The following is a 26,333-nucleotide window of genomic DNA, read 5'->3' as shown; positions in this document are numbered from 1 at the left end:
AAGAATGAAGCAGTTTCTTGATTTTTTACCGTTGGTCGTGTTTTTCGCGTTTTATAAGCTCTACGACATTTATGCCGGGACCGCGGCGCTGATCGTCGCGACGGCCGTCGTGCTGATCTACAGCTGGTTCCGCTACCGTAAAGTCGAAAAAATGGCGCTGATCACCTTTGTCCTGGTGGCGGTGTTTGGCGGATTAACCCTGTTCTTCCATAACGATGAGTTTATCAAGTGGAAGGTGACGGTGATCTACGCCCTGTTCGCCGGTGCGCTGCTGGTGAGCCAGTGGGTGATGAATAAGCCGCTGATCCAGCGCATGCTCGGAAAAGAGATTACTCTTCCGCAGCAGGTGTGGTCGCGCCTCAACATCGCCTGGGCGCTGTTCTTTATTCTGTGTGGGCTGGCGAATATCTATATTGCGTTCTGGCTGCCGCAGAACATCTGGGTCAACTTCAAGGTCTTCGGCCTGACGGCATTAACCCTGATTTTCACGCTGCTGAGCGGCGTGTATATCTATCGCCATATGCCGCAAGACGACAAGCACTAAGATTTCAGGCCAGGCAGTTCCTGTCTGGCCTTTCCCTTCTTTTCCCACCGCACATTCCCACCGTAAAGAAATCATAGTAGCATCCCGCCTGTCGTCTTCCGTAACGAGCTTAAGAAACAATGACAACAAAGATTGATGCCCCTCAGGGCGAACTGGTTTTACGCACACTTGCAATGCCCGCCGACACCAATGCGAACGGTGATATTTTTGGCGGCTGGTTAATGGCACAGATGGATATGGGCGGCGCGATCCTCGCCAAAGAGATTGCCCATGGCCGCGTGGTGACGGTCAGAGTCGACGGGATGACGTTTTTGCGTCCGGTCGCGGTGGGAGATGTGGTTTGCTGCTACGCGCGCTGCGTGAAGCGCGGCAACACGTCGATTTCGATCAATATTGAAGTCTGGGTGAAGAAGGTCTCTTCCGAGCCGATTGGACAGCGTTACAAGGCAACCGAGGCGCTGTTTATCTACGTCGCGGTGGACAATCAGGGTAAACCTCGCCCGCTGCCGCAGGTATAAAAAAAGCCTCCATTCGGAGGCTTCGTCATTTATTCTATCTGCGTCCCGCCGTTCAGGCGGAAAACAATGTTTACGATGAGCCCATTGCCCGGTTTGCCCGGTTCGTAGCGCCATTTGCGCATCGCGGCTTTCACATCGCGTTCGAACATGTTCGCTGGTTGCGCCGAAAGCACCTCGACATTATCCACGCGCCCATCCGCCGTCACGTCAAATTTCACACGCACACGACCTTCTATACGCAGCGCCTGCGCACGCGCAGGATATTGCGGCTGATTGCGGCTCACGGCACGCGGGCCTGACGGAGCAGTCACCACCGGCTTCGTCGTGGTCGGTGAACTGTTCATCACCGGTTTTGCCGGGGCGGTATTTTGCGTCGACTGCACCGCGCGCGGTTCGACCGGGCGCTCTTCACGCTTCGGACGCTCTTCGACTTTTTTCACCGGCTTCGGTTTTGGCTTCGGCTTGGGTTTTGGCTCTGGCTTGTGGATCACCACGGGCGCTTCTTTTGGCGGCTCCGGTACAACCTCAGGTTCGGGCTCTGGCTCCGGCTCGACAACCGGCTCTGGCGGAGGCGGAACCACCTGCGGCTCCAGGTCTGCTGGTGAGACCATGGTTACGGAAATCGGCTGCGCAGGCGCTGGCATTTGGATAACCTGATGTACCGAAGTGTAGAGCAGCCCCGCCACGACAGCACCGTGAATCACAACGGACAGCAGCGTTGGCCAGGGAAAGCGGCGAGGTAAATCCAGGGTCATCGAAGTCATAATCGTTTCAGTTAAAAAACCAGGCCCTGATTTTAAATGCAAATAGCAATCATATTCAATAAGACACTCCATCTTCTCGCGATTTAACTGCTCGCGAGGCCAAAAAAGGCGCATCTTTGTTAAGGTTTTAACAAGGTCGTTATCTTTACATTGCAGTCATCGATGCTTTCACATAACGTTATTGACACTTTTTATGGCTAAGGAGCTCCGCCGTGCTTTACGTGATCTACGCTGAAGATGTTGCCGATTCTCTGGAAAAACGACTTTCCGTGCGCCCTGCCCATCTCGCGCGTCTACAACTCTTACATGACGAAGGAAAATTACTGACCGCAGGCCCAATGCCCGCCGTCGACAGCAACGATCCGGGTGCTGCAGGTTTTAGCGGTTCGACGGTGATTGCAGAGTTTGAATCGCTGGAAGCCGCGCAGTCCTGGGCCGAAGCTGACCCGTATGTGGCGGCGGGGGTTTATGAGAAGGTGACGGTGAGGCCGTTTAAGAAGGTGTTTTGAGTTGATGGGAAAGGCTCCTGCGGGAGCTTTTTGAAATAGCCTAACAAATTGAAATAAAAGGATTTATTTCTGTCTGCGTCCACATATTGACCACATCGATACAAAAGCCCCGCAATTACGGGGCTACTTTTTAAGCTCTGATGTAACAACACATCTAGTAAGCAACCACTATGCTTTTCGCCGTAAAAAAATGTTGCCCCTGAGCTGCTTCTTCAGAAGCCTGGCGCATCCCAGTCATCAACTCGTCTGTCTGGAGGATTACCCTGCGACCAGAGATGTAATGCTTCTCGGCTTTTGAAAGGAATTCCATTGACTGCATGTGTTGATGAAGTTGCATAGATCGCTGCATTAAAATCACCGCTCCCTCCCCCACTACCACCTCTAGAACCTAGAAGCCACTCCAGATAAGTCTGGAATTCCAGTGAGTTTAATCCTGCACGGTTTTGGCCTGCTAATCGAGCGAGAACGTTAAAATTTTTTGGAGTTGGTGAAAGCATAAAATGTGCGGCACCCGGACATTGGGGTAATATAGATGTATTACACACGCAATTCCTATATATATCATACATTCCATATAGCAATTGATCCCCTATATTTCCCCACATAGCAAAGTGACATGCATCATGTAGTGGAATGATTGCGGAGCTTACTTGTAAGCCACAGCAGATTTGGCATGCTGTAGGTTTTCTATTTTCTGCACGTAGGCTTGATTTGTATGATTTGAATTCAATTATAAAGAATTTATCGAATGTTGAAAATAAAGTATCGGCATTAAAAAATTGATCCAAACCATTTAATGGTGCTCTGATTTCAATACGCTCGTAGTGCCTGCATGCGCTAATAAATTGCGTATCGAAAATCGCCTTTAAACTATCTTCTCTTCCGGCCATTAACTATCCTATTGTTCATGAATGTGTTTACCCATAAGCCTGATGACAGACGATGAGTTTCTCACTAATACTGCACCCTAATCACACTACGTTTTCGACAGATTACAACAAATAACTAATCAGCCTCAATGCTTGAGGCTGACACGACAGCGGTGTGGCATAGTTAATTCGAACTCACTTTTGTAAGATCCGCCCAGTTCTTTACTGGCGTCATGTAAATGATCCGGTAAATCTTCAATCACATCCAATGCATCTGTTGCTGACCGGATGATGTCGGGTGCGGTGCCGCTGGTACTACTATCCCCGGCGATACGATAAAACGCTCGACCGTCTCAGTTGTCACAAACGTCGCGCTGCAGTTGATGTTTGTGCACTGGTGATACCGTTCTTTGGTCGTGTCAGTAAAATAGCGACTTGTGCGGGCATGAGCGGCGAAATGGCATTTTGGACAGTGAAACATGGCGAGCACCTCATTTAATTTCCGATGCATTAATTTTACTGAACTTATACATACATAACAAATAGTTAAGTAAATATCATTGCGTTAATTCTTCGCTTTCGCACTCCACATCCGAAACCTTAACCTCGAGCTCTAAGCCCGTCGTGTAGCCGTTCCCATTGAGGTTATGCACCACCCGGCTGATTATCCACGTCTGCTCGTCTATGACGCGCTTAAAGCCTTTCACCGTCACCGGCGTTTCAGGAAATAAATCTGCCCGGCCAGTGGCGAGCGTAATCGAAAACTCCGCCACCCCGCGCTGTATCTTGTCCCACTTTGCCTGAGCTGCGCGCATGGCCTGCGCCTTTGTCGCAAAGATGGTCGTTAGCTCAAGAACGTTATCAGACTCACCGTCCATATACTCGCCCTCGCGCGCTTACTGCTCCTTTTTCGCCTGGCTCTTTGCCGGTGCTTTGACGGCTTCAGGATGCTGCAGCGCACGCAGGTGTTTCTCTTTCGGTTTACCTTTGAGCTTAACCTTTTGCTTTTGCGGTTTCGGGTCTCTGGTGTGCAGCCATTTCGCCGTGACGCCGGTACACGCACCGCGGTCAGCAATAGCGAATTGATGCCGGTCGCCGCGCTCGATGGTCGCATTCTCGTGTACGTCGAATGTATCCATAACGGGAAATAGTACGAGCTGCCGGTCAATTTCTCCGGGCTGGCGAAAAGTCTGCGCGCCGCCGTCCATCACAGCTCACCGATTTACATGAAGCGTAATATTCTGGCGAGCACCTACATCCCTCACCAGCTGTTGTCGCGTCAGGATTTCAGCCGCCTTGTGCTCGATTATCTGGTCTTTGCCAACGGCCACCTTGAGAAGCGCATGAGCGTGACCGGCCAGCTTTTAAAACCGGAAACCTCCCCGGCCAAATACACCCGACGTGGCGTCGAGGATGGCGTTTACTGAAACGTGTCGAGCTTCACGCACCCACACGAATTTGCGCCTGGCTCGGTGTTTCATATGCTTGAGCCTGATATTAATCAGGAGCTTTACGGGATGCCGGAATACCTGAGCGCGCTCAATTCCGCCTGGCTGAATGAGTCGGCCACGCTGTTTCGTCGCAAGTATTACCAGAACGGCGCGCACGCGGGTTACATCATGTACGTGACCGACGCCGCGCAAAGCAGCACCGACGTGGAGTCGCTGCGTGATGCGATGCGAAATTCGAAGGGGCTGGGGAATTTTAAGAATCTTTTTTTCTACGCGCCCAACGGGAAATCGGACGGCATCATGATCGTGCCGCTGAGTGAAGTCGCCAAGAAAGATGATTTTTTCAATATCAAAAAGGTGAGCGCCGCTGAGCTGCTCGATGCGCACCGCGTGCCGTTCCAGTTGATGGGAGGCAAACCTGAGAACATCGGCTCAATGGGGGATGTGGAGAAGGTAGCTCGGGTATTTGTCCGTAACGAGCTGACGCCGCTGCAGGAGCGATTTAAAGAGATTAACGACTGAGTCGGAGTGGAGGTGATCCGCTTTAAGCCTTACGAGCTTGATAAGGACGAATGATGCATAGGCAATAGCCGCTTATCACGGCTATTGCCAAATGTAAGCCTAATCGATGTCGGGATCTGCAAAACTGAGAGTATCAGGATCAAATGCGTCAGTTTTGATATCCCCGTATTCAGTCATCCATCTCGCAATTACATAGTCTCCCGGCACATGATTCCACGCAGCGCCCATATCTTTGGCGATACCTAAAACCGTCATCGGTGGACCTCCAGAATTCAACGTAACTACATTACCCTCTTTAAATGCCATAGTGCCCCCTATTCTTTATGCATGAAATGCTGTCGTAGCCCTTCCTGACAACGTAGTGAGAAATGACCGTAAGCAACCATTGATTTAATAGTTTGAGATGGGCACAAACGCGCTCAGACGTTCGGATGATTTAATCCATTTACCGACTTAGCGCGCAATGCTTTCCCCGCCACGACTGCCCGCCTGATCGAGCGGTTTTTATGCAGGTGCATGACAACTCGGGAACCGCGCCAGCTCTGGCGGTATACAGCCAGAACGATCAAGATTAGCGCATGCAATCTCACGCACCAGATGCATGCGCGACTACAAAACGGTAAAAATGGTAAAGAACGACAGAAACATTAGTGTCTTGCAGGGTTTTAATTACACTCTACAAAACGACCTTACAGTTTCCATATGTTCATGGTAATTTCGCTTAAGGAGAATTTTTAACCGCAAGGGAATAGCATGTATCAGAGTGATTTGATAATAGACGGCATTCAAGCCGATAAGTTGATGGCTCTCCAGCTCGAAAAGGCGCTTTCTGGCGTGAAAGACCAGGCACTTGAGCAGGCCAGTAAGATTGGCGACGGTGCAACTCGCTTAATGTTTTACACATCCTGTTTCACGGACAATTATCAGGATGTATGTGCAAAACTGAAAGAAGAGGACATTCGCTTTCTCGATGGCGTCGCGCAGCTCGTCAAAAAACGCGACATCATATACAGAATGATTCACACCTATTTTGAAGAAATTTTCAGATTTAAGACACAAAACCAGCTCGAAGCAATTAAAGCCAGCTTATTAAAAGCAGGTGTCGTCATTTCCGCAAGCGCGTTAAATAATCAGGCATTCGTCATTGGTATTACAACAACGATTTGCCTCGGCATTAGCTTTAATGCGTCAATTATCAAATGGACTAGCAAAGCCAGCACTCTGGCCGTAACCGGACTGGGCCTGTATGGCACGGTGCAGCATGCTGCAGAAAGCGCGGAACGCCTCAGGCTAATGGCTCCTATGTATTACAATTCGCTGTACCTGCAAAAACTTGAAATGATGTATTTCCTTGTCGAGCCTATTTTTATAAAAGCTCGCGCATTCGAAAGCGATGTCGTGAGCACCATAATAAAAATGGTGAACTAACATGCTCAAATTTCTTCAACAATGGCTTAGGGCTCAGGCATCCTATTTTTTTTGGGGCTATGTCCCGTGGCTGTTCGTCTTAATATTTGGCATGATCGCTGTAACGTACTTCCGCCCCTATGCACTACAGGCAACAGGCATTGTAATACTGCTGACGTTCGCTTTCGTTATCTGGTTTAACCGACCTCGTTAATTTTATAAGGATATTGATTATGTCAACTCCAGCGCATTTGTGGCTGAACGATGAAAACGGCTCACCGATTGTCGGCGGATGCCTAATGCCGACTCGCCTCGGTTCGATAGAAATGCGTACTTTAATGCATAACGTCAACATCCCGGTCGATGCACACCTCGGAAGACTGACTGGTACACGTGTCCACGCGCCGATAGTTTTTCAGAAAGAGTTCGACCAGACGACACCACTGCTTTTTCGCGCGTTATGTCAGGGTAGAACGTTAAAATCGGCCACAATAAAAATGTATCGAATCACGGATGCGGGAATCGAAACTGAATATTTCAATATCCTGCTCGAAAACGTGAAAATCACCAGTATCACCCCTTCCCTTATGCCTGCGGGGACGACGAGTACACATATGGAAAACATCGAGATGCGTTATGAAACAATAACGTGGAAGTACGTTGACGGTAACGTTCAGTTCAAAGATAGCTGGAATGAGCGAATGACCGCCTGAGATAACAACTAACGCCTCGCGAAGCTCGTTGTTCAAACCGCCAAAACTGAAAGCAAGTTTCAGCGCTGGCGTTTTTTGTTATGGTCGATGCGATGGAGGATTCTTAGATCTAACGCTGGCGGTAAATACATTTTAATGCCGACTCCTTATGATGAAAATCTCGGCCACTCATCAGCAGCCGCATAATTACATTTTTTATTGCCGTATATCACCGTCGCTCCACGCGCCAGCGCGTCGAGCTCCCACCTTTCGGGGTTATCCCTTCCTGAGCTAAATCGAAACGAATTTTCGGTATGCGGTCGCGTTCTGCTTTACTCATCCACCCAGATGGCGATTGCTCAGCAAGCTTGAGCGGTGAAGCGTTTCTTTGCTGAAGATTTTTTCGGGGCGCCCCCTCTTTCGACGCGGCCTTGAGCACCCTCATCACTTCGGGCTCATCCCAGCCGATGACCCCTTTATCAATCAGATTTAACACCGCGGCGGCTTGCTCAGACGGTGTGGGTGTCATGACTGGATCGCCACAGCCGGTGAGCTTTCCACAGTTATTGACAGGACTCCGAGGCGCAGCAATGCCGCTTTTTTAAAGTCAAAGGCTCAACGGCCAAGAGCTTTGGAACGATGCACCAGTCGGCTGTACGGGTAACACGTACCAGCTCAGAGCCCAAGTGCGGGGCGTAGATGCCCACAACTCTTTCTATATCCTCTTCATAGGCGTTGACCTCGTCAGTCACGTTACGAGCCACACGGACGGTTTGGCTATCACGTGGAACATTCGCCCCACCCTGCGCTGCGATATACAGGTCAAATTCACCTTCATCAGCTGCAGCTCTTGTCGCCTCGACCCGCTCATCGAATTCATCAGCAATGCTCACCCCATGAGGCAGTTTGCGCAGCTCGCGGTATGCGCCCATTGTCTGCAGGCCAATAGATTTGAATTGCGGGATGCGCCACGTAGAAGCCCATGCGGTTAGCCGAGGCTTTCTGTTCCCTGATGCCAGCTATGCGGAATTCAGGAGCATCCTCAAAGCGGTAAAACCTGATTTACCAGCTGGGCAAGCGACGCACGCGCTACGACACTCTTTTGCTACGCATTTTATGATTAACGGGGGCAACATCATCACACTGCAGCGGATTCTGGGTCATACGAAAATTGCACAGACAATGGTCTATGCGCACTTCGCTCCGCAGTACCTGCAGGATGCGATTTTACTCAACCCGTTGAAGGGTGAAAGCGGTGGACAGAGTGTCCACATAACGTCCACACCCTAGGTGCTTTTTATGGCTTTTGACTGCTTGTAGTAAAACGTGAAGCCTTGTCTGGCGCGGCTTTCCAGTTTCGCCAGACATAAAAATGGCTCCCGCAGGAGCCTTTTTAAATGCTTGAACACGTTCGATTACCCCCTCATCCCAAACCCAGCCCTCTGAAAATCCCGATACACCTCGGGATTGGTAAAGGCCGGGAATTTGGCTTTCTGGGCTGCGGATTTTAACGCTTCGCAATAGGCTTTATTACCCTCGCTTGTCGTGATATTTGATGCCGTGCCGTCCTGCGCAAACTGGATGTGCAATCTGCATGTCTTTCCTTTCCAGCTTTGCGGATCGGCAAGCTCGGCATTGATAGCATCTCTGATCGCGCGCGCCTGGGCGCCCCATTCATCCTTGTCATCCCAGCGGCCGGAACTGCAATTCCCCGTTGCCGTGGTTTTATGGCATCCGGACGGATGTAAGGGTGCGCAGCCGCTGATCAGGCCTACCAGAACGGCCAGCGTTAAGATCCTTTTCATTTTTCACTCCCTCTCTCCCACCAAAAGCGAATGCTCTCGCGTTTGGTGGGCGAATTGTTTTCAATGCAAAGAAGCCAGTCTTGCCGCAAACCCCACAAACAACAGCCCAATCAAACCATTCCCCAGCTTCGCCAGTTTCTTTTTGGTTTTCAGGTAGCGGGTGACAAACGCGCCGGAGAAGATCAGGAAGCTCATGTACATGAAGCTAATCAACTCAAGGGTGGTCGCGAGGATCAGGAATGAGGTGCCGGTATTTTTGGCGCTGACGTCGATGAACTGCACGAAGAAAGAGACGTAGAACAGAATCGCTTTGGGATTGGTCAGGCTCAGCACCAGCGAGCGCTTCATGATCATGCTGGCAGGTTCAGTACCACCCGCTTGCGCACCCGCTTTATGCGTCATCACTGACCAGAGCATTTTTCCGCCCAGCCACAGCAGGTACAGCGCGCCGAGGTAACGCACGATGTTGAACAGCACCGGCGTAGTCTGGATCAGCGCAGCGACACCGGCCCACGCGAGGAACATCAATACCGCATCACCGATAAACACGCCCGAAGCAGCGAGATAGCCCTTTTTTACCCCGTGACCGATGCCGGTTTTTAAGACGAATAACGTATTAGGACCGGGGACCAGCACAATAAAGAAAGCGCCCACAACATAGGTCCAGAAATTAAGTACACCAAACTCCGCAAACACCACCCGCTCCTTTTTAAAAAATAAGAATGCCGCAGTAAAGCGGCATTCTCAGGGTTTACATGTTGGCTATTGTACGCCGTTATATCCGTCAAGATAAGACGCGGCGAGTTCATTGCCGAACAATATCGCGTCTTTCATCTCCATATCGGATGACCATTTATCGTTCGCGTTACCGTTAAAGCTGTGATCGGTTTTGACGCTTTTTTTCAGCTGGTCGCGGATACTCTGCGCATACTGACTGGCTTCACCGGAGGTACGTCCCGCTTTACGATCGGTTTTGCCCTGCTCGTAGAGTTCGCGGAACTGCGGCACATTCAGGCGATAGTTTTGCTGTGTGTTGCTGGTAAAATTGCCGCCGACAAAATTAGAACTGTGCGACACAAAGTAATAAGCATGCCTTTCAGGGGCTGTTTTGCTACTGACACATCCGCTGAGTAACGCGATACCCACCAGGGCCGCAATAACTTTTCCGTTCATCCCTTTTATTTCCTTTTGCCGTTTTCACTGCATCATCCACGCAGAGGCATATTCCACCAGCGCCGAAAATGACGACAGCCCTAAACTTTCCCTGAGCGCATCCAGCGCAAAAAGCACAACCAATACCCACAGGAATGGATTCATAGTATTTATTCAACATATTGTTTGTGCGGATTATATCTGAAGAACCGGGGGCGAAGGATACTGCGAAATCTGATAGTTATGAGGAAAACATCAGGCACCGGTATCGGTGCCTGCAGGGTGCTCAGAGATCGCGAACGGCAAAGACCAGCGCGTTACGGTGGTGACTGAGTCCACATTTTCTGATGGCGTGGATACGCATATTGCGGCGGGATTGCGCCTCAAGCCAGCGGGCTTTACGACGACTCATCTGTCGCAACATACGCCAGCGCCCTACTTCTGTTCTGCTGCGCTTCATGTCTACAACTCTTTCCTTAACAGAGGCGCCATTATAAACCCCTGACTGCGGTAAACCAGCGCTTTTAGCTGTCCTTTTTATTTGCCAGATCAATTCTGATGCGTACACTCATAACAATACGCTTTCAAAAGGATTTTTATACTATGACAACCTTCTACACCGTGGTGAGTTGGCTGGTCATTCTGGGATACTGGCTGCTGATCGCAGGTGTGACGCTTCGCATCCTGATGAAGCGCCGGGCCGTCCCCTCTGCCATGGCCTGGCTTTTGATCATCTACATCCTGCCGCTGGTGGGGATTATCGCCTATCTCTCGTTTGGCGAATTGCATCTGGGGAAACGCCGCGCCGAACGTGCGCGCGCTATGTGGCCGTCGACGGCGAAATGGCTGAACGACCTGAAATCCTGCAAACATATTTTTGCCCAGGAGAACAGCAGCGTCGCGACATCGCTGTTCAAGCTTTGCGAGCGTCGTCAGGGGATTGGCGGCGTCAAAGGCAATCAGTTGCAGCTCCTGACCACCTCCGATGACGTCATGCAGGCACTGATCCGCGACATCCAGCTCGCCCGTCACAATATCGAGATGGTTTTCTATATCTGGCAACCCGGCGGCATGGCCGATCAGGTGGCTGAATCCCTGATGGCGGCGTCGCGCCGGGGCATTCACTGCCGACTGATGCTCGACTCTGCCGGGAGCGTGGCCTTCTTCCGCAGCCCCTGGGCGACCATGATGCGCAATGCGGGCATTGAAGTCGTCGAAGCCCTGAAGGTCAATCTGCTGCGTGTGTTCCTGCGCCGTATGGATTTACGCCAGCACCGCAAGATGATCATGATCGACAACTACATCGCCTATACCGGCAGCATGAACATGGTCGATCCGCGCTTCTTCAAACAGGATTCCGGCGTCGGTCAGTGGGTCGATTTAATGGCGCGTATGGAAGGCCCGGTCGCCACGGCGATGGGCATTGTCTACTCCTGCGACTGGGAAATCGAAACCGGGAAACGCATTCTGCCGCCACCGCCGGACGCCAATATCATGCCGTTTGAACAGGAGAGCGGTCATACCATTCACACCATCGCCTCCGGTCCCGGCTTCCCGGAGGATCTGATTCACCAGGCGCTGCTGACGGCGGCCTATTCCGCGCGTGAATATTTGATCATGACCACGCCCTACTTTGTCCCGAGCGACGATCTGCTGCACGCGATCTGCACCGCCGCCCAGCGCGGCGTGGACGTCAGCATTATCATGCCGCGTAAAAACGATTCGGTGCTGGTGGGCTGGGCGAGTCGCGCCTTCTTCAGTGAACTGCTGGCGGCGGGCGTCAAAATTTATCAGTTTGAGGGCGGTCTGCTGCATACCAAGAGCGTGCTGGTCGACGGCGAACTGAGCCTGGTCGGCACCGTGAATCTGGATATGCGCAGCCTGTGGCTGAACTTTGAAATTACGCTGGTGATTGATGACGCCGGTTTTGGTGGCGATCTGGCGGCGGTGCAGGACGATTATATCTCCCGCTCGCGCCTGCTGGATGCGCACTTGTGGATGAAACGCCCGCTGTGGCAAAGGATCACCGAACGACTGTTTTACTTCTTTAGTCCGTTGCTGTAAAACGTGCCCAACGATGTTTTAACAGGTAATCATCATGGAAATGGATCTGAACAATCGCCTGACTGAAGACGAAACCCTTGAGCAGGCCTACGATATTTTTCTCGAACTGGCGATGGACAATCTCGATCCCGCAGACGTGATCCTCTTCAATCTGCAGTTTGAAGAGCGCGGCGGCGCCGAGCTGTTTGACCCGTCCGAGGACTGGGCCGAGCATGTCGATTTCGACCTCAACCCGGACTTCTTCGCTGAAGTGGTGATTGGTCTGGCCGATACCGACGGCGGCGAGATTAACGATATTTTCGCCCGCGTGCTGCTGTGCCGGGAAAAAGACCACAAGCTGTGCCACATTCTCTGGCGCGAATAACAAAAAGGCTGCAATCGCCGAATGCTGGTCAGTTAAGCATCTGAGGTTGTTCCGTTCACCTTATGTTCAGCAGAATATAAAACCTGTATCACCTGTGAACGTGACAAGGGGGCTACGCGGCCCCCTTGTCAATCCCCGCGCCCCGCCATGAAATCGGTGCTTCGCACTGCGCTCACCTCCCGGCCATCTGCCTGCGGTCGGCTCGACTCGTGATTACTCGTCCCATCCATGGGACTCGCCCCTACGGGGCCAGCGCAAGCGCTGTTCAAAATTGCTCCCGGCAATTTTGTCCTGTCTCGTTTCGCCTCTGGCCGCCATCCCTGGCGTCCAGCCCTTGTCATCCGGCCTCCGGTTCGCCAATTTCTGCGGGGACCCACACCGGTGCCACATCCAGACGGCTGTGAAGGTTGAGGGAACGTGAGTCCGGCTGAAAATCGCTGAGGCGTTGACTGGAGGTAGGGGCGACGCACAGGGATGTGCGTCGAGGGCGCGACTTACAGGGATGTTACCTGCGCCCGTCCCCGTCAGCCGGAAGGAATAAGACGAAGGCACCGCGAAGCGGCGATTTTCTTTGCCGGGAGCCGGGGTTGCCAGGGTGGTGGCGATTGAGCCACCCTGGCACGTTCACAGCAGAGAGATGGACCGGAAGCAGAGGAACGAAAGTGAACGGAACAATTCCACTGATGCCATAAAGGTCCTGGGGCGAGCAAAATAATGAATTTAAATTCATTATTTGCTTAACTGACTGGCATTAGGCAATCGCAGCCTTTTTTATTTAGTCCGGAAGTTCACTCCCGCAACGATTACAAAACCGTGCACTGTGCTCATGGCTCGCCTGCTGGCAGCTCGGGCATTTCCGCTGCTGCTGACGATTCTGAAACGCCGCGCTCATATGGGTGGTGATTAACCCAGTCGGGATCGCAATCACCGAGTAGCCAATCAAGATCAGCACCGACGCCACAATCCTGCCGAGCGGCGTGTGCGGCGTAATATCCCCATAGCCCACGGTGGTCACCGTCACAATCGCCCAGTAGACCGACGCATTCAGCGTGGTGAAGCCGTAGGTCGGCCCTTCGATTAAGTACATCAGCGAACCAAAGACCACCATTACGATGGCGATAAAGGAATAAAACAAAATCAGCTGATGGCGGGCGCTGTAAATGGCTTTCCAGAAGACGCGCAACGACGGCATAAAACGCAGGAGTTTCAGGACGCGAAGCACACGGATGGCACGCATCGCTCGCCACGCAAACACGTAATTGATACTGATCTCCGGCCACAGCCACATCACGTACAGCGGCAGAATGGTCGCTAAATCAATCAGCCCCCAGAAGCTAAAAACATATTTCGCCGGATTCGCCCAGCTGAACAGGCGCAGGAAATATTCCAGTGTAAAGACGACGGTGACAAAGAGTTCCAGCCAGACGAACAGGTGCCATTCGTCAAACGTCAGGTGATATTGCGTCCCCAGACCGGATTCCACAAAGATAATAAGTACGCTGAGAAGCGCAAACAGGCCGCACAATCCTTCGAAGCGACGCCCGGAGCGGGTGTTGGGATCGAATAGCAGGCGATAAGTCTTACGGCGTACGGAAGAAACAGAAATCGACACGTTGACCTCGCAAAAGAAGAAGGGCTGACATCATGTCAGCCCTTGCGATTATAACGGGTCTACTTTCAGGCAGGAAACCGCATGGCGGAAACTTCCTTCCAGAACGGGCCGGGTTTGCGCACATTCCGGCCCCGCCATTGGGCAACGCGTGCGGAACACGCAGCCTGACGGCGGATTGATCGGCGACGGCAGTTCCCCTTCCAGAAGCTGGATGACTTTATTTTTTTCCAGATCCGGGTCAGGGACCGGCACCGCAGACATCAGGGCTTTCGTGTACGGGTGCAGCGGGTTGTGGTACACCTCATCGTAGGTGCCCAGCTCCACGGCATGACCAAGATACATCACCAGCACGCGGTCGGAGATGTGTTTCACCACCGCCAGGTCGTGGGCGATGAAGATCAGCGACAAGCCCATCTCACGCTGCAGTTTTTGCAGCAGGTTCACCACCTGCGCCTGGATCGACACGTCCAGCGCAGAGACCGGTTCGTCACAAATAATCAGCTTCGGTTCCAGAATCAACGCGCGGGCAATCCCGATACGCTGACACTGACCGCCAGAGAACTCGTGCGGATAACGGTTGATGAGGTTCGGCAGCAGGCCCACTTTCATCATCATCGCTTTGACGCGGTCACGCACTTCCTGACGCGGCATTTTTGGATGATAGGTGCGCAGCGGCTCGGCAATGATATCCCCGATGTTCATACGCGGGTTCAGGGACGCGAGCGGATCCTGGAAAATCATCTGGATGTCGCTGCGCACGGCGCGCCACTCGTCCTGTTTCATCCCCAGCAGATCTTTGCCCAGCCAGGCCACCTTCCCGTCCGTCGCTTTGACGAGGCCGATAATGGCGCGCGCAAAGGTCGACTTACCGCAGCCAGACTCGCCCACCACGCCGAGGGTTTCCCCTTCGTACAGACGCAGCGTGACGCCATCAACCGCTTTCAGGGTTTTCGACGGCTGCCAGAACCACTGTTTGCCGTCTTTAATATCGAAATGCACTTTTAAGTCAGCGATCTCGAGCAGGACATTTCTTTTTTCGTCGATGGCGTTCATACCAGCTCCTCATGCGGCTTAAAGCAGGCGCGCAGGCGGCCTGGTGCAAACTCTTCCAGCGGCGGAGCGCTGTTGCAGATCTCCATGGCGTACTGGCAGCGAGGCTGGAACGGGCAGCCTTTCGGCAGACGCAGCAGATTCGGCGGGTTACCCGGAATGGTCAGCAGCGATTCGCCTTCGGCATCCAGACGCGGAACCGCATTCAGCAGACCAATAGAGTACGGGTGCGCCGGATGGTAGAACACATCGCGCGCCCTGCCGTACTCCATGGTACGCCCGGCATACATCACCAGCACTTTATCGCAGATCCCGGCGACGACGCCGAGGTCGTGGGTAATCATGATGATGGCGGTGTTGAACTCACGCTTCAGCTCGTTCAGCAGGGTCATGATCTGTGCCTGAACGGTCACGTCCAGCGCGGTGGTTGGCTCATCGGCGATCAGCAGTTTTGGCCGGCACAGCAGCGCCATGGCGATCATCACGCGCTGACGCATCCCGCCGGAGAACTCGTGCGGGAACATGCGCATGCGCTTACGCGCTTCAGGCATTTTCACCGCGTCCAGCATTCTGACTGACTCTTCAAAGGCTTCGGCTTTGTTCATGCCCTTGTGCAGCATCAGGACTTCCATCAGCTGCTCGCCCACACGCATGTACGGGTTCAGCGAGGTCATCGGGTCCTGGAAAATCATCGAAATCTGCTCGGCGCGCAGCTTGTTCAGCTCGTGCTCAGGCAGGTTAAGGATGTTTTTCCCGTTGAAGGCTGCGGTACCGCCGATGCGCCCGTTTGGCGCCAGCAGGCCCATCAGCGCAAACGCGGTTTGCGATTTACCGGAACCGGATTCGCCCACGATACCGAGGGTTTCGCCCGCGCGCAGATCGAAGTTCAGGTCGTTCACCGCCGTGACGTCACCGTCAGGCGTTTTGAAGGTGACGCGCAAGTCTTTGACATCCAGCAGCACGTTTTGCTGCTGTTGCGCCTGTGGCGCAGTTGCCGTTTCAATAATAGTCATCGCGGCACTCCTTAGCGGTCTTTCGGGTCGAGGGCATCACGCAGGCCATCGCCGATAAAGTTGAAACAGAACAGGGTTACCACCAGGAAACCAGCCGGGAACAGCAGCAGCCATGGAGAGACTTCCATGGAGTTTGCGCCGTCGCTTAACAATGCGCCCCAGCTGCTCAGCGGCTCCTGGGTACCCAGACCGAGGAAGCTCAGGAAGGATTCAAACAGGATCATGCTTGGCACCAGCAGTGAGGCGTACACCACCACCACACCCAGCACGTTCGGAACGATGTGGCGCACCACAATCCCGCTGACGGAAACGCCGCCTACCTGTGCCGCTTCGATAAATTCTTTGCGCTTCAGGCTCAGGGTCTGGCCGCGCACGATACGCGCCATATCCAGCCAGGAAACCATCCCGATAGCCACGAAGATCAGCAGGATGTTTTGCCCAAAGAAGGTCACCAGCAGGATCACGAAGAACATGAACGGGAAGGAGTTCAGGATTTCCAGCAGACGCATCATCACGGAATCCACTTTGCCGCCGAGATAGCCGGAAAGGGAGCCATAAAGCGTGCCGACGATCACCGCCACCAGCGCGGCAGCGATACCGACCATCAGGGAGATACGGCCACCGATAGCCACACGCACCAGCAGGTCGCGGCCCGAGGAGTCGGTGCCGAAGTAGTGGCCGGACACCATATCAGGCGCACTGGACATCATGCCCCAGTCCGTATCGAAATAGGTAAACTGAGACAGCATCGGCGCCAGGGTTACGAACAAGGCGATGAAGATCAACACCACCAGGCTGGCGACCGCCGCGCGGTTATGCATAAAGCGACGGCGGGCGTCTTGCCACAGGCTGCGCCCTTCGACTTCGAGTTTCTCACTGAAGTTTTCCAGCGCCTCGCTGTTTTTCTTACTCAACATCATGGCGTGCTCCGGCGCTAGTAGCGAATTTTCGGGTCGATAACGGCATACAGCACATCGACAACGGCGTTAAAGAGGATCGTCAGTGCACCGACCAGGATCGTCAGGCTGAGCACCAGCGAGTAGTCACGGTTCAGCGCACCATTCACGAACAGCTGGCCGATACCCGGCAGGCCGTAAATGGTTTCGATAACCATGGAACCCGTGATGATCCCAACGAACGCCGGGCCCATATAGGAGAGCACTGGCAGCAGCGCAGGTTTTAACGCATGACGGAGCACGATGCGATGCATCGGCAGACCTTTCGCCCGCGCGGTGCGGATGAAGTTGGAGTGAAGCACTTCAATCATCGAGCCACGGGTGATACGCGCGATGCTGGCGATATAGGCCAGGGAGAGCGCGACCATCGGCAGAATCATGAATTTCAGCGCCCCGCCGTTCCAGCCGCCTCCGGGCAGCCACTTCAGCGTGATGGCAAATATCATCACCAGCAATGGCGCCACGACAAAGCTCGGGATAACCACCCCCGTCATGGCGATCCCCATCACCGTGTAGTCCCATCGGGTATTTTGTTTCAGCGCGGCGATGACGCCTGCGGTGACTCCGAGAACAACGGCAAGAATAAATGCCGCCGCGCCCAATTTCGCCGAAACAGGGAAGCTTGAGGCCACCAGGTCGTTGACGGAATAGTCTTTATATTTAAACGATGGACCAAAATCCCCCTGCGCCAGCTGCTTCAGATAATTGAAGTACTGCGTGGAGATAGGATCGTTTAAATGGTATTTGGCTTCGATGTTCGCCATGACTTCTGGCGGCAGTGCGCGCTCGCTGGTAAACGGACTACCCGGCGCGAGTCGCATCATGAAGAATGAAATGGTAATAAGAATAAAGAGCGTCGGTATCGCTTCAAGACAGCGACGTAGGATAAATTTCAACATTGCCCGTACCTTCTGGCGTGTGCCTTTTTACACTTGCTCGTTCAGTCAATCCCAAACGATGCCGTGTATATTGTGCGATGAATTAAGACACGGTGGGGCAAATTGCTTTGCCCCACGGTTTGCCATTAATGCTTAATGATGTACAGATCTTTGGTGTAGATGTTATCCATCGGGTCTTTGCCGGTATAACCGCCAACCCATGGTTTCACCAGACGCGCGTTCACATAGTAGTAAACCGGTACAATCGCAGAGTCCTGACCCAGCTGCTGTTCCGCTTTGTCGTACAGGGCGGTGCGCTGCGCTTCGTCGGTCACTTTCAGCGTATCTTTCATGATCGCGTCAAAGGCCGGGCTCTTATAGTGCGCGGTGTTCATGGAGCTGTCAGACAGCATGGTGTTCAGGAAGGAAGTCGGTTCGTTGTAGTCCGCACACCAGCCCGCACGTGCCACGTCATAGTTGCCCTGATGACGGGTATCCAGGAAGGTTTTCCACTCCTGGTTCACCAGCTTCACGTCCACACCCAGGTTTTTCTTCCAGATGGAGGAGGCGGCGATAGCCAGTTTTTTGTGCAGATCGGAGGTGTTGTACAGCAGGTTAAACGTCAGTGGTTTATCCGCGGTGTAGCCAGCTTCAGCCAGCAGTTTTTTCGCCTCTTCGTTACGTTTTTCCTGAGTCCAGGAGAACCACTCTGGTTTGGTCAGTTTTGCACCGTCAGTGTATGGCGGGGTGTAGCCAAACGCCGGCAGATCGCCCTGCGCTTTCACTTTGTTGACGATGATGTCGCGATCCAGACCCAGTTTCAGCGCGGTACGGACGCGAGCGTCATTGAATGGCGCTTTCTGGTTGTTGATTTCGTAGTAGTAAGTACACAGGTACGGGTCGACGTGAACTTCGGTCGGGATCTCTTTTTTCAGTTTCTGGAACAGCTCGATCGGCAGGTTGTTATAGGTCATGTCGATCTCACCGCTGCGGTAGCGGTTCACGTCGGTCACTTCAGACGAGATCGGCAGGTAGGTAATCTGATCGACGACGGTTTTGGCGTTATCCCAGTAGTTGGTATTACGCTCCATCACGATACGTTCGTTAACCACCCAGTCTTTCAGCTTATAGGCACCGTTAGTCACGATGTTCGCAGGCTGAGTCCACTTCTCACCGAATTTTTCGATAGCGGCTTTGTTCACCGGGGACATGGCCGGGTTTACCAGCAGTTTGTAAAAATACGGAACAGGTTCGCTCAGCGTCACTTCCAGGGTGTGGTCGTCAACGGCTTTCACGCCCAGCTCAGAAGGTTTCTTTTTGCCGTCGATGATTTCATCAACGTTCAGGATGTGACCGTACTGCGGATAGCTGGCGTACGGGGATGCGGTGTTTGGATCGACCAGACGCTGCCAGCTATATACGAAATCTTGTGCGGTGACAGGTTCACCGTTGGACCATTTTGCGTCTTTACGCAGGTGGAATGTCCAGACTTTAAAGTCTTTGTTATCCCAGGATTCAGCCACGCCAGGAATTGGGTGACCGTCTTTTGTGGAGGTAATCAGCAGGCCTTCGAACAGGTCGCGGCTGATGTTGGCTTCCGGAACGCCTTCGATTTTGTTCGGATCCAGAGACTGCGGCTCAGCGCCGTTGTTGCGGATCATGGTTTGCTTTTCTGACAGTGTGACACCTGCAGGTACATCAGCAGCCATTGCCATATTACCTGCGATCAGCGCAGTGAAAATTCCTGCGGCGATCAGACTTTTTTTTGTGATGATGGACATTGTGTTGATACTCCACTCATTATAATTACTGGTTTTAATGCCAGCCTGTTTATTTCCCCTAAGGGGTCCTGAACAACGCAGGAGTTGAGCTGCTGTCAGGTCGTTTACTTCTTGCTATCACCGACTGTACTTATTACTGGTGGCTCGTCTGGCCACCTTGCGTCGATTCTTAACACGCCTCCCCTGTTCTGAGACGTGAGGTGTTTTTTTAAGATGAGCGTTATTTTTTGAAAATCATTCTCATCTGGAAGAGTTCGTTGGCAAAATATAAGGCCGGAAAGTACCAAATGGCTTAATTTCGCGCCAATACATTTTGCAAATTTGTTAAGCAATTCTCTTTTACGGGGAGTCCCGTTTTTCTGGGGGGCGTCCTGCCACACATCAAAGGTAGAGAAACTACCTAGTATTCAATGTGATAGAGAGTTTTCTCTCGTCAGTTGGTGAGCAATGCCTGCATCGACTGAGTTTTACACAAAAATTTAACAATTGATTATTATTTAGCACATTCGTCTAAGGGAATGTTGAAATTACTAATATCATTTCAGTTATCCCACAGCAAGCCCCAGAGTATCGTGTGAGTAAAATAACAGAGTGTTTGCGCGGTTTGTGTGCAGGTCAACAGACAGTGAAAAACTAAGTTACTGAAATGTAAGAAAACTGTTTTATTAGCAGAATTTATTATGTCTTGTGAAGTTTTCAACTTTATTTATATGATTTGCTGATATTCACGCAAAAAAAACGGAGCCACTGGCTCCGCTCTTTCAAATGAAATGATTAATTTAGTAACCCTGGGAAAATACTTTTCAGCCCGGTCACAATAAATTCGATGCCGAGCGCCATCAGCAGCAGACCCATAATACGGGTGATGACGTTAATCCCGGTCTGACCCAGCAAACGTACCAGCCACGGCGCAATGCGGAACACGCCCCAACAGCAGAGGGCAAACAGCGCGATCGCCACCGAGAAACCGACCAGATGGACCCAGTTGTGGTAGCGCGTGCCCCAGACGATGGTCGAACTGATAGCCCCCGGCCCCGCCATCAACGGCAACGCCAGCGGAACCACGCCGATGCTCTCTCGCACCGCGGTTTCCGATTTCTCCTGCTTGTTCTGTTTATCCTCGCCGAGCTTCCCGCTGATCATCGACATCGCAATAGTCACCACCAGGATACCGCCCGCGATACGGAAGGAGTCGATGGAGATGCCAAAGATCTGCAGAATCGAATCACCGAGGAAAAGAGAGGTCAGCAGAATGATGGCCACTGACATATTTGCCGTCAGGTTGGTCTTGTTTCTGGCAACCGCCGTCTGGTAACTGGTCATACTAATGAAGACCGGAATGATCCCGACCGGGTTAACCAGCGCGAACAAACCGATAAAAAACTTAAAATAAGTAGAAAAATCAAAGAGCAATGGGGTCACAGTTAGCTCCGCAAATCAGCATGGCCCAGACGACAGAATAAATGGATAAAAACCGCGCTGAAGATACGCTTTTTATCAGCATAGTTCACCAGAAATCTGCGCCAAAACGCTATGATTTTCATGTGTTAAGTATATGTATAATCAATGCGACTTTCGGTTCCATTACTTTTGTAATTATTTAACACTTGCCATAAACGTGCGAAATACCCGTGCTGAAAGGTATCAGCTTCGGTGTAAATTGATGTAGATCATGTTTTTCGTACTCAGAAGTGAGTAATCTGGGTGACACCAAGAGGGAGTGAAAGAATCAAAAAGGGATGATGCTAAAGTCAGGCTCTTTTAGTAAGTTAGTGCAAAGCGTTAACAGTAAACAACACTAAACCTTTGTTTTACTGTGTGTTAAGCAAGTACTGGCACCTCGTCTATAATGTTGTCGTATCGAGCGCTGGTTTACTAAAAGAGTTTAAACATTATCAGGAGAGCATTATGGCTGTTACTAATATCGCTGAACTGAACGCACTCGTCGAGCGCGTGAAAAAAGCCCAGCGTGAATATGCCAATTTCACCCAAGAACAGGTTGATAAAATCTTCCGCGCCGCCGCTCTGGCTGCTGCAGATGCTCGAATCCCTCTCGCTAAAATGGCGGTTGCCGAATCCGGTATGGGTATCGTTGAAGATAAAGTGATCAAAAACCACTTTGCTTCTGAGTATATCTACAACGCCTATAAAGATGAGAAAACCTGTGGCGTGCTGGACGAAGACCACACCTTCGGTACCATCACCATCGCAGAACCTATCGGCATCATTTGCGGTATCGTTCCAACCACGAACCCAACTTCAACCGCTATCTTCAAATCTCTGATTAGCCTGAAGACGCGTAACGCAATCATCTTCTCCCCACACCCACGCGCTAAAGATGCGACGAACAAAGCCGCTGATATCGTACTGCAGGCAGCCATCGCCGCGGGTGCACCAAAAGATCTGATCGGCTGGATTGACCAACCGTCTGTTGAACTGTCTAACGCACTGATGCACCACCCGGATATCAACATGATTCTGGCAACCGGTGGCCCAGGCATGGTTAAAGCTGCATACAGCTCTGGTAAACCAGCAATCGGCGTTGGCGCAGGTAACACCCCTGTTGTTATCGACGAAACCGCGGATATCAAGCGTGCTGTTGCTTCTGTTCTGATGTCTAAAACCTTCGATAACGGCGTAATCTGTGCTTCTGAGCAGTCTGTTGTTGTGGTTGACTCAGCGTATGACGCAGTTCGCGAACGTTTCGCCAGCCACGGCGGCTACATGCTGCAGGGAAAAGAGCTGAAAGCCGTTCAGGACATCATCCTGAAAAATGGCGCACTGAACGCAGCCATCGTTGGTCAGCCAGCATACAAAATTGCTGAACTGGCAGGCTTCACTGTTCCGGCTACCACTAAGATCCTGATTGGTGAAGTGAAAGTCGTTGACGAAAGCGAGCCATTCGCACACGAAAAACTGTCCCCTACTCTGGCGATGTACCGTGCGAAAGACTTTGATGACGCCGTCAGCAAAGCAGAAAAACTGGTGGAAATGGGCGGTATCGGTCATACCTCTTGCCTGTACACCGATCAGGACAACCAGCCAGAACGCGTGAAATTCTTCGGCGACAAAATGAAGACCGCACGTATTCTGATCAACACCCCGGCTTCTCAGGGTGGTATCGGTGACCTGTACAACTTCAAACTCGCGCCTTCCCTGACTCTGGGTTGTGGTTCATGGGGTGGTAACTCCATCTCTGAAAACGTTGGTCCTAAGCACCTGATCAACAAGAAAACCGTTGCTAAGCGAGCTGAAAACATGTTGTGGCATAAACTTCCGAAATCTATCTACTTCCGCCGTGGCTCTCTGCCAATCGCGCTGGATGAAGTGATTACTGATGGCCACAAACGTGCGCTCATCGTGACCGACCGTTTCCTGTTCAACAACGGCTATGCAGACCAGATCACCTCTGTTCTGAAAGCAGCTGGCGTTGAAACTGAAGTGTTCTTCGAAGTTGAAGCTGACCCAACCCTGAGCGTTGTTCGTAAAGGTGCTGAGCTGGCGAACTCCTTCAAACCAGACGTGATCATCGCGCTGGGCGGCGGTTCCCCAATGGATGCCGCGAAAATCATGTGGGTCATGTACGAACATCCAGAAACTCACTTCGAAGAACTGGCGCTGCGCTTTATGGACATCCGTAAACGTATCTACAAGTTCCCGAAAATGGGCGTGAAAGCGAAAATGATCGCCGTCACCACCACTTCCGGTACCGGTTCGGAAGTGACTCCGTTTGCGGTTGTGACCGACGACGCGACTGGCCAGAAATACCCACTGGCTGACTACGCGCTGACTCCAGATATGGCTATCGTTGATGCCAACCTGGTGATGGATATGCCGAAATCACTCTGTGCGTTCGGTGGTCTGGATGCAGTGACTCACGCCCTGGAAGCTTACGTTTCCGTACTGGCTTCTGAGTTCTCTGACGGTCAGGCTCTGCAGGCTCTGAAACTGCTGAAAGAAAACCTGCCAGCGTCTTACAACGAAGGCTCTAAAAACCCGGTTGCTCGTGAGCGTGTGCACAATGCTGCCACCATCGCAGGTATCGCGTTTGCTAACGCCTTCCTCGGTGTGTGTCACTCCATGGCGCACAAGCTGGGCTCTCAGTTCCACATTCCTCACGGTCTGGCGAACGCCCTGCTGATCTCCAACGTTATCCGCTATAACGCGAATGACAACCCAACCAAGCAGACTGCATTCAGCCAGTACGACCGCCCAATGGCTCGTCGTCGCTACGCTGAAATCGCAGACCACCTGGGTCTGAGCGCTGCCGGTGACCGTACCGCTGCGAAGATCGAGAAACTGCTGGCATGGCTGGACAGCATCAAAGCTGAACTGGGCATTCCTAAGTCAATCCGTGAAGCGGGCGTTCAGGAAGCTGACTTCCTGGCACACGTTGACAAGCTGTCTGAAGATGCCTTCGATGACCAGTGTACTGGTGCGAACCCGCGCTACCCACTGATCTCCGAGCTGAAACAGATTCTGCTGGATACTTACTACGGCCGTGAGTTCCACGAAGACAACTCTGTTGCAGTGAAAGCTGAAACACCGGTTGTTAAAGCTGACAAGAAAGTGAAGAAAAACGCTTAATTGCTAGCCAAATAAAAGACCCGCTCTTGTAGCGGGTTTTTTTATGTCTGATGATCTGAGGATAATTAGCGCCGGGACTGTTCCTGTAACGCCGTCAACGACCCGACCACCAGCGCTTCTTTATAATGTTTACGGCACACGGAGATATAACGCTCGTTGCCGCCAATCACCACCTGCTCGCCCTCAGCGTAGGGTTTCCCCTCCTGATCAAGACGCAGCACCATGCTCGCTTTACGTCCGCAGAAACAGATGGTTTTCAGCTCCACCAGCTTATCGGACCATGCCAGTAAATACTGACTGCCAATAAACAGCTCGCCGCGGAAATCAGTACGCAGGCCATAGCACAGCACGGGAATATCCAGCTGATCGACCACTTCAGACAGCGCATGCACCTGCTCACGCGTGAGGAACTGGCTTTCGTCCACCAGAACGCAGTGTACCGGCTTTTGAGCGTGTTCAGCGCGGATCTCTTCGTACGGGTCTGTCTGGGTATTAAACAGCGTCGCAGGCGATGACAGGCCGATACGTGAGCTGACCTTTCCGGCACCAAAGCGATCGTCGATCTCGGCGGTGTAGACCATGGAGCGCATGCCCCTTTCCTGGTAATTATAAGCAGACTGCAGTAGCGCGGTGGACTTCCCTGCATTCATTGCGGAATAGTAGAAATAAAGTTGTGCCATTGGTCGTTAAACCCTAATCAATGTGTAATATTCCCGATGATTGATTGTACCATATTTTGCTCCGGACTCAGCGACACCACGCACAGAGTCGGTGCAAGAGGTAAAGTCAGATTTCAGACATCACGCTAAAATAACGCGTTAAAACAGAGAGTAAACTCACTGCCCTGCTATAAATCCTGGTGACTTTAGCTTAAGCAAATCCTGATTTTTTATAGTGGAATCAATACCGTTAAAATTCAGTATTTATTAACTATCCGTGCGCCCTGGCCTCTGGCGACGAGTAATACAAAAGGTTGATATTTATCCGAGGTAACTATAAGCGGTTAGAGATTTGTCACAAAAGTAAACACGCGGGCACTCAGTTTATGTGATTAGCGAGGATATCAAATCGGCCTGACAGGTAATCAAATTTAAGTTAGCGTCATTAATAATAGCGCTGGATATTAAGTATTTTTTGAATTCCTTACATTCTCACCTATTGCACATCTCAAATTATCACTCTATTATTAGGACAACAAACCACCCCCAATATAAGTTTGAGATTACTACAATGAGCGAAGCACTTAAAATTCTGAACAACATCCGTACTCTTCGTGCACAAGCAAGAGAATGCACCCTCGAAACTCTGGAAGAAATGCTGGAAAAATTAGAAGTTGTTGTAAACGAACGTCGTGAAGAAGAAAGCGCCGCTGCTGCTGAAATCGAAGAACGCACGCGTAAACTGCAGCAATATCGTGAAATGCTGATTGCTGATGGTATCGATCCAAACGAATTACTGAACAGCATGGCTGCCGCTAAAACCGGTACTAAAGCAAAACGCGCTGCTCGCCCGGCTAAATATAGCTACGTAGACGAGAACGGCGAAACTAAAACCTGGACTGGCCAGGGCCGCACCCCAGCGGTAATCAAGAAAGCCATGGACGAGCAAGGCAAACAGCTGGATGATTTCCTGATCAAGGATTAATCCCCTCGCCTTCAGAAAAATCCCGTTTATACGGGATTTTTTTATGCCTGTAATTTGCCCCGAGACATCTTCTTACACCCCGTCATATAGCCACATGCACGAATGTATACTTCTTTACATCCCTTACTTTGCCGTTCATCAGGCATAAAAA

At 51.8% G+C, this 26,333-nt stretch carries 26 protein-coding genes and 4 pseudogenes; 11 read left to right on the top strand and 19 right to left on the bottom strand.

Annotated features, from left to right (window positions below):
* The first annotated feature begins 4 nt into the window (after positions 1 to 4).
* Together QQF33_RS00255 and yciA are read left to right on the top strand one after the other, a co-directional pair.
* Positions 5 to 544: a septation protein A gene (locus QQF33_RS00255; protein WP_282495338.1), complete on the top strand. Its 540-nt coding sequence runs from the start codon at positions 5 to 7 to the stop codon at positions 542 to 544.
* A gap of 119 nt (positions 545 to 663) precedes the next feature.
* Positions 664 to 1,062, top strand: coding sequence for an acyl-CoA thioester hydrolase YciA (yciA, locus tag QQF33_RS00250; protein ID WP_282495339.1), 399 nt, complete (start codon positions 664 to 666; stop codon positions 1,060 to 1,062).
* A 29-nt stretch (positions 1,063 to 1,091) separates the two neighbouring features.
* Here yciA and tonB read toward each other — a convergent pair whose 3' ends face one another.
* Positions 1,092 to 1,817, bottom strand: a complete 726-nt coding sequence (gene tonB, locus QQF33_RS00245) for a TonB system transport protein TonB (RefSeq protein WP_282495369.1) — start codon at positions 1,815 to 1,817, stop codon at positions 1,092 to 1,094.
* A gap of 221 nt (positions 1,818 to 2,038) precedes the next feature.
* Here tonB and QQF33_RS00240 point away from each other — a divergent pair, with 221 nt between their 5' ends.
* Complete coding sequence (locus QQF33_RS00240; protein ID WP_100779949.1) at positions 2,039 to 2,335, top strand: YciI family protein; 297 nt, start codon at positions 2,039 to 2,041, stop codon at positions 2,333 to 2,335.
* 212 nt (positions 2,336 to 2,547) lie between these two features.
* Here the strand turns inward: QQF33_RS00240 and QQF33_RS00235 are convergent, their stop codons facing one another.
* The 3 genes and pseudogenes from QQF33_RS00235 to QQF33_RS00225 all read right to left on the bottom strand — a co-directional run.
* On the bottom strand, positions 2,548 to 3,225 hold the full coding sequence (locus QQF33_RS00235; protein ID WP_285146349.1) for a hypothetical protein: 678 nt from the start codon (positions 3,223 to 3,225) through the stop codon (positions 2,548 to 2,550).
* A 238-nt stretch (positions 3,226 to 3,463) separates the two neighbouring features.
* Positions 3,464 to 3,685 (bottom strand): DNA-binding transcriptional regulator, encoded by a 222-nt coding sequence (locus QQF33_RS00230; RefSeq protein ID WP_211994868.1) that lies wholly within the window; start codon positions 3,683 to 3,685, stop codon positions 3,464 to 3,466.
* Between the two features lie 76 nt (positions 3,686 to 3,761).
* Positions 3,762 to 4,313, bottom strand: a pseudogene (locus QQF33_RS00225) (phage late control D family protein); the annotation flags it as partial.
* On the opposite strand from QQF33_RS00225, the pseudogene QQF33_RS00220 reads away from it, so the two are divergent.
* Positions 4,290 to 5,177, top strand: a pseudogene (locus tag QQF33_RS00220) (phage portal protein). The pseudogenes QQF33_RS00225 and QQF33_RS00220 sit on opposite strands and share 24 nt — an antisense overlap.
* A gap of 99 nt (positions 5,178 to 5,276) precedes the next feature.
* On the opposite strand, the gene QQF33_RS00215 reads toward QQF33_RS00220, so the two are convergent.
* Positions 5,277 to 5,483, bottom strand: a complete 207-nt coding sequence (locus QQF33_RS00215) for a DUF2158 domain-containing protein (protein WP_285146347.1) — start codon at positions 5,481 to 5,483, stop codon at positions 5,277 to 5,279.
* Between the two features lie 447 nt (positions 5,484 to 5,930).
* Between QQF33_RS00215 and QQF33_RS00210 the strand changes: the two genes are divergently transcribed.
* Positions 5,931 to 6,605, top strand: coding sequence for a hypothetical protein (locus QQF33_RS00210; RefSeq protein ID WP_285148939.1), 675 nt, complete (start codon positions 5,931 to 5,933; stop codon positions 6,603 to 6,605).
* Between the two features lie 212 nt (positions 6,606 to 6,817).
* Positions 6,818 to 7,297, top strand: a complete 480-nt coding sequence (locus QQF33_RS00205) for an Hcp family type VI secretion system effector (protein ID WP_285146345.1) — start codon at positions 6,818 to 6,820, stop codon at positions 7,295 to 7,297.
* A gap of 146 nt (positions 7,298 to 7,443) precedes the next feature.
* Here the strand turns inward: QQF33_RS00205 and QQF33_RS00200 are convergent.
* Positions 7,444 to 8,268 (bottom strand): annotated as a pseudogene (locus QQF33_RS00200) (replication endonuclease); the annotation flags it as partial.
* A gap of 1 nt (position 8,269) precedes the next feature.
* On the opposite strand from QQF33_RS00200, the pseudogene QQF33_RS00195 reads away from it, so the two are divergent.
* Positions 8,270 to 8,566 (top strand): annotated as a pseudogene (locus QQF33_RS00195) (tyrosine-type recombinase/integrase); the annotation flags it as partial.
* Positions 8,567 to 8,691: 125 nt separating this feature from the next.
* Here the strand turns inward: QQF33_RS00195 and QQF33_RS00190 are convergent.
* The 5 genes from QQF33_RS00190 to QQF33_RS00170 all read right to left on the bottom strand — a co-directional run bounded on the left by QQF33_RS00190 (position 8,692) and on the right by QQF33_RS00170 (position 10,693).
* Positions 8,692 to 9,081, bottom strand: a complete 390-nt coding sequence (locus QQF33_RS00190) for a cell envelope integrity TolA C-terminal domain-containing protein (RefSeq protein ID WP_282495351.1) — start codon at positions 9,079 to 9,081, stop codon at positions 8,692 to 8,694.
* Between the two features lie 60 nt (positions 9,082 to 9,141).
* Positions 9,142 to 9,777 (bottom strand): leucine efflux protein LeuE, encoded by a 636-nt coding sequence (gene leuE / locus QQF33_RS00185; protein WP_285146343.1) that lies wholly within the window; start codon positions 9,775 to 9,777, stop codon positions 9,142 to 9,144.
* Positions 9,778 to 9,843: 66 nt separating this feature from the next.
* Positions 9,844 to 10,254, bottom strand: coding sequence for an Exc2 family lipoprotein (locus QQF33_RS00180; protein ID WP_285148940.1), 411 nt, complete (start codon positions 10,252 to 10,254; stop codon positions 9,844 to 9,846).
* Between the two features lie 24 nt (positions 10,255 to 10,278).
* Entirely contained in the window at positions 10,279 to 10,398 is a 120-nt protein-coding gene (locus tag QQF33_RS25905; protein ID WP_285148941.1) for a KPN_01571 family protein, read from the bottom strand.
* 121 nt (positions 10,399 to 10,519) lie between these two features.
* Complete coding sequence (locus tag QQF33_RS00170; protein WP_087892605.1) at positions 10,520 to 10,693, bottom strand: YciY family protein; 174 nt, start codon at positions 10,691 to 10,693, stop codon at positions 10,520 to 10,522.
* A gap of 143 nt (positions 10,694 to 10,836) precedes the next feature.
* Here QQF33_RS00170 and cls point away from each other — a divergent pair, with 143 nt between their 5' ends.
* Both cls and QQF33_RS00160 read left to right on the top strand, forming a co-directional pair.
* The gene (gene cls / locus QQF33_RS00165) at positions 10,837 to 12,297 is read left to right on the top strand and encodes a cardiolipin synthase (protein WP_282495355.1); all 1,461 of its coding nucleotides are present in this window, start codon (positions 10,837 to 10,839) and stop codon (positions 12,295 to 12,297) included.
* A gap of 34 nt (positions 12,298 to 12,331) precedes the next feature.
* On the top strand, positions 12,332 to 12,661 hold the full coding sequence (locus QQF33_RS00160) for an HI1450 family dsDNA-mimic protein (protein WP_100779945.1): 330 nt from the start codon (positions 12,332 to 12,334) through the stop codon (positions 12,659 to 12,661).
* A 775-nt stretch (positions 12,662 to 13,436) separates the two neighbouring features.
* On the opposite strand, the gene QQF33_RS00155 is transcribed toward QQF33_RS00160, so the two are convergent.
* The 7 genes from QQF33_RS00155 to QQF33_RS00125 all read right to left on the bottom strand — a co-directional run bounded on the left by QQF33_RS00155 (position 13,437) and on the right by QQF33_RS00125 (position 21,373).
* Positions 13,437 to 14,273, bottom strand: coding sequence for an ion transporter (locus QQF33_RS00155; protein WP_285148942.1), 837 nt, complete (start codon positions 14,271 to 14,273; stop codon positions 13,437 to 13,439).
* Positions 14,274 to 14,321: 48 nt separating this feature from the next.
* Complete coding sequence (gene oppF / locus QQF33_RS00150) at positions 14,322 to 15,326, bottom strand: murein tripeptide/oligopeptide ABC transporter ATP binding protein OppF (protein ID WP_282495357.1); 1,005 nt, start codon at positions 15,324 to 15,326, stop codon at positions 14,322 to 14,324.
* Positions 15,323 to 16,336 (bottom strand): ABC transporter ATP-binding protein, encoded by a 1,014-nt coding sequence (gene oppD / locus QQF33_RS00145; protein ID WP_285146340.1) that lies wholly within the window; start codon positions 16,334 to 16,336, stop codon positions 15,323 to 15,325. Before oppD ends, oppF begins: the two co-directional genes overlap by 4 nt.
* An 11-nt stretch (positions 16,337 to 16,347) precedes the next feature.
* Complete coding sequence (gene oppC / locus QQF33_RS00140; protein ID WP_282495359.1) at positions 16,348 to 17,256, bottom strand: oligopeptide ABC transporter permease OppC; 909 nt, start codon at positions 17,254 to 17,256, stop codon at positions 16,348 to 16,350.
* A gap of 14 nt (positions 17,257 to 17,270) precedes the next feature.
* Entirely contained in the window at positions 17,271 to 18,191 is a 921-nt protein-coding gene (gene oppB / locus QQF33_RS00135; protein ID WP_282495360.1) for an oligopeptide ABC transporter permease OppB, read from the bottom strand.
* A gap of 125 nt (positions 18,192 to 18,316) precedes the next feature.
* The gene (gene oppA / locus QQF33_RS00130; protein WP_282495361.1) at positions 18,317 to 19,951 is read right to left on the bottom strand and encodes an oligopeptide ABC transporter substrate-binding protein OppA; all 1,635 of its coding nucleotides are present in this window, start codon (positions 19,949 to 19,951) and stop codon (positions 18,317 to 18,319) included.
* A gap of 774 nt (positions 19,952 to 20,725) precedes the next feature.
* Entirely contained in the window at positions 20,726 to 21,373 is a 648-nt protein-coding gene (locus tag QQF33_RS00125; RefSeq protein WP_282495362.1) for a YchE family NAAT transporter, read from the bottom strand.
* A gap of 486 nt (positions 21,374 to 21,859) precedes the next feature.
* Between QQF33_RS00125 and adhE the strand changes: the two genes are divergently transcribed.
* Positions 21,860 to 24,538 carry a bifunctional acetaldehyde-CoA/alcohol dehydrogenase gene (gene adhE, locus QQF33_RS00120; protein ID WP_282495363.1) on the top strand — a complete coding sequence of 893 codons (2,679 nt, stop codon included), beginning with the start codon at positions 21,860 to 21,862 and terminating at the stop codon, positions 24,536 to 24,538.
* A 65-nt stretch (positions 24,539 to 24,603) separates the two neighbouring features.
* On the opposite strand, the gene tdk is transcribed toward adhE, so the two are convergent.
* Complete coding sequence (gene tdk, locus QQF33_RS00115) at positions 24,604 to 25,218, bottom strand: thymidine kinase (protein ID WP_285148943.1); 615 nt, start codon at positions 25,216 to 25,218, stop codon at positions 24,604 to 24,606.
* A 550-nt stretch (positions 25,219 to 25,768) separates the two neighbouring features.
* Here tdk and hns point away from each other — a divergent pair.
* On the top strand, positions 25,769 to 26,182 hold the full coding sequence (hns, locus tag QQF33_RS00110) for a histone-like nucleoid-structuring protein H-NS (RefSeq protein WP_008502781.1): 414 nt from the start codon (positions 25,769 to 25,771) through the stop codon (positions 26,180 to 26,182).
* Positions 26,183 to 26,333: the final 151 nt, after the last annotated feature.

This window comes from Lelliottia wanjuensis, from assembly GCF_030238365.1.
Taxonomy (GTDB): Bacteria; Pseudomonadota; Gammaproteobacteria; order Enterobacterales; family Enterobacteriaceae; genus Enterobacter; species Enterobacter wanjuensis.
Note: the sequence above shows the minus strand (reverse complement) of the source record. Positions and strands in the feature narration are given on the sequence as shown.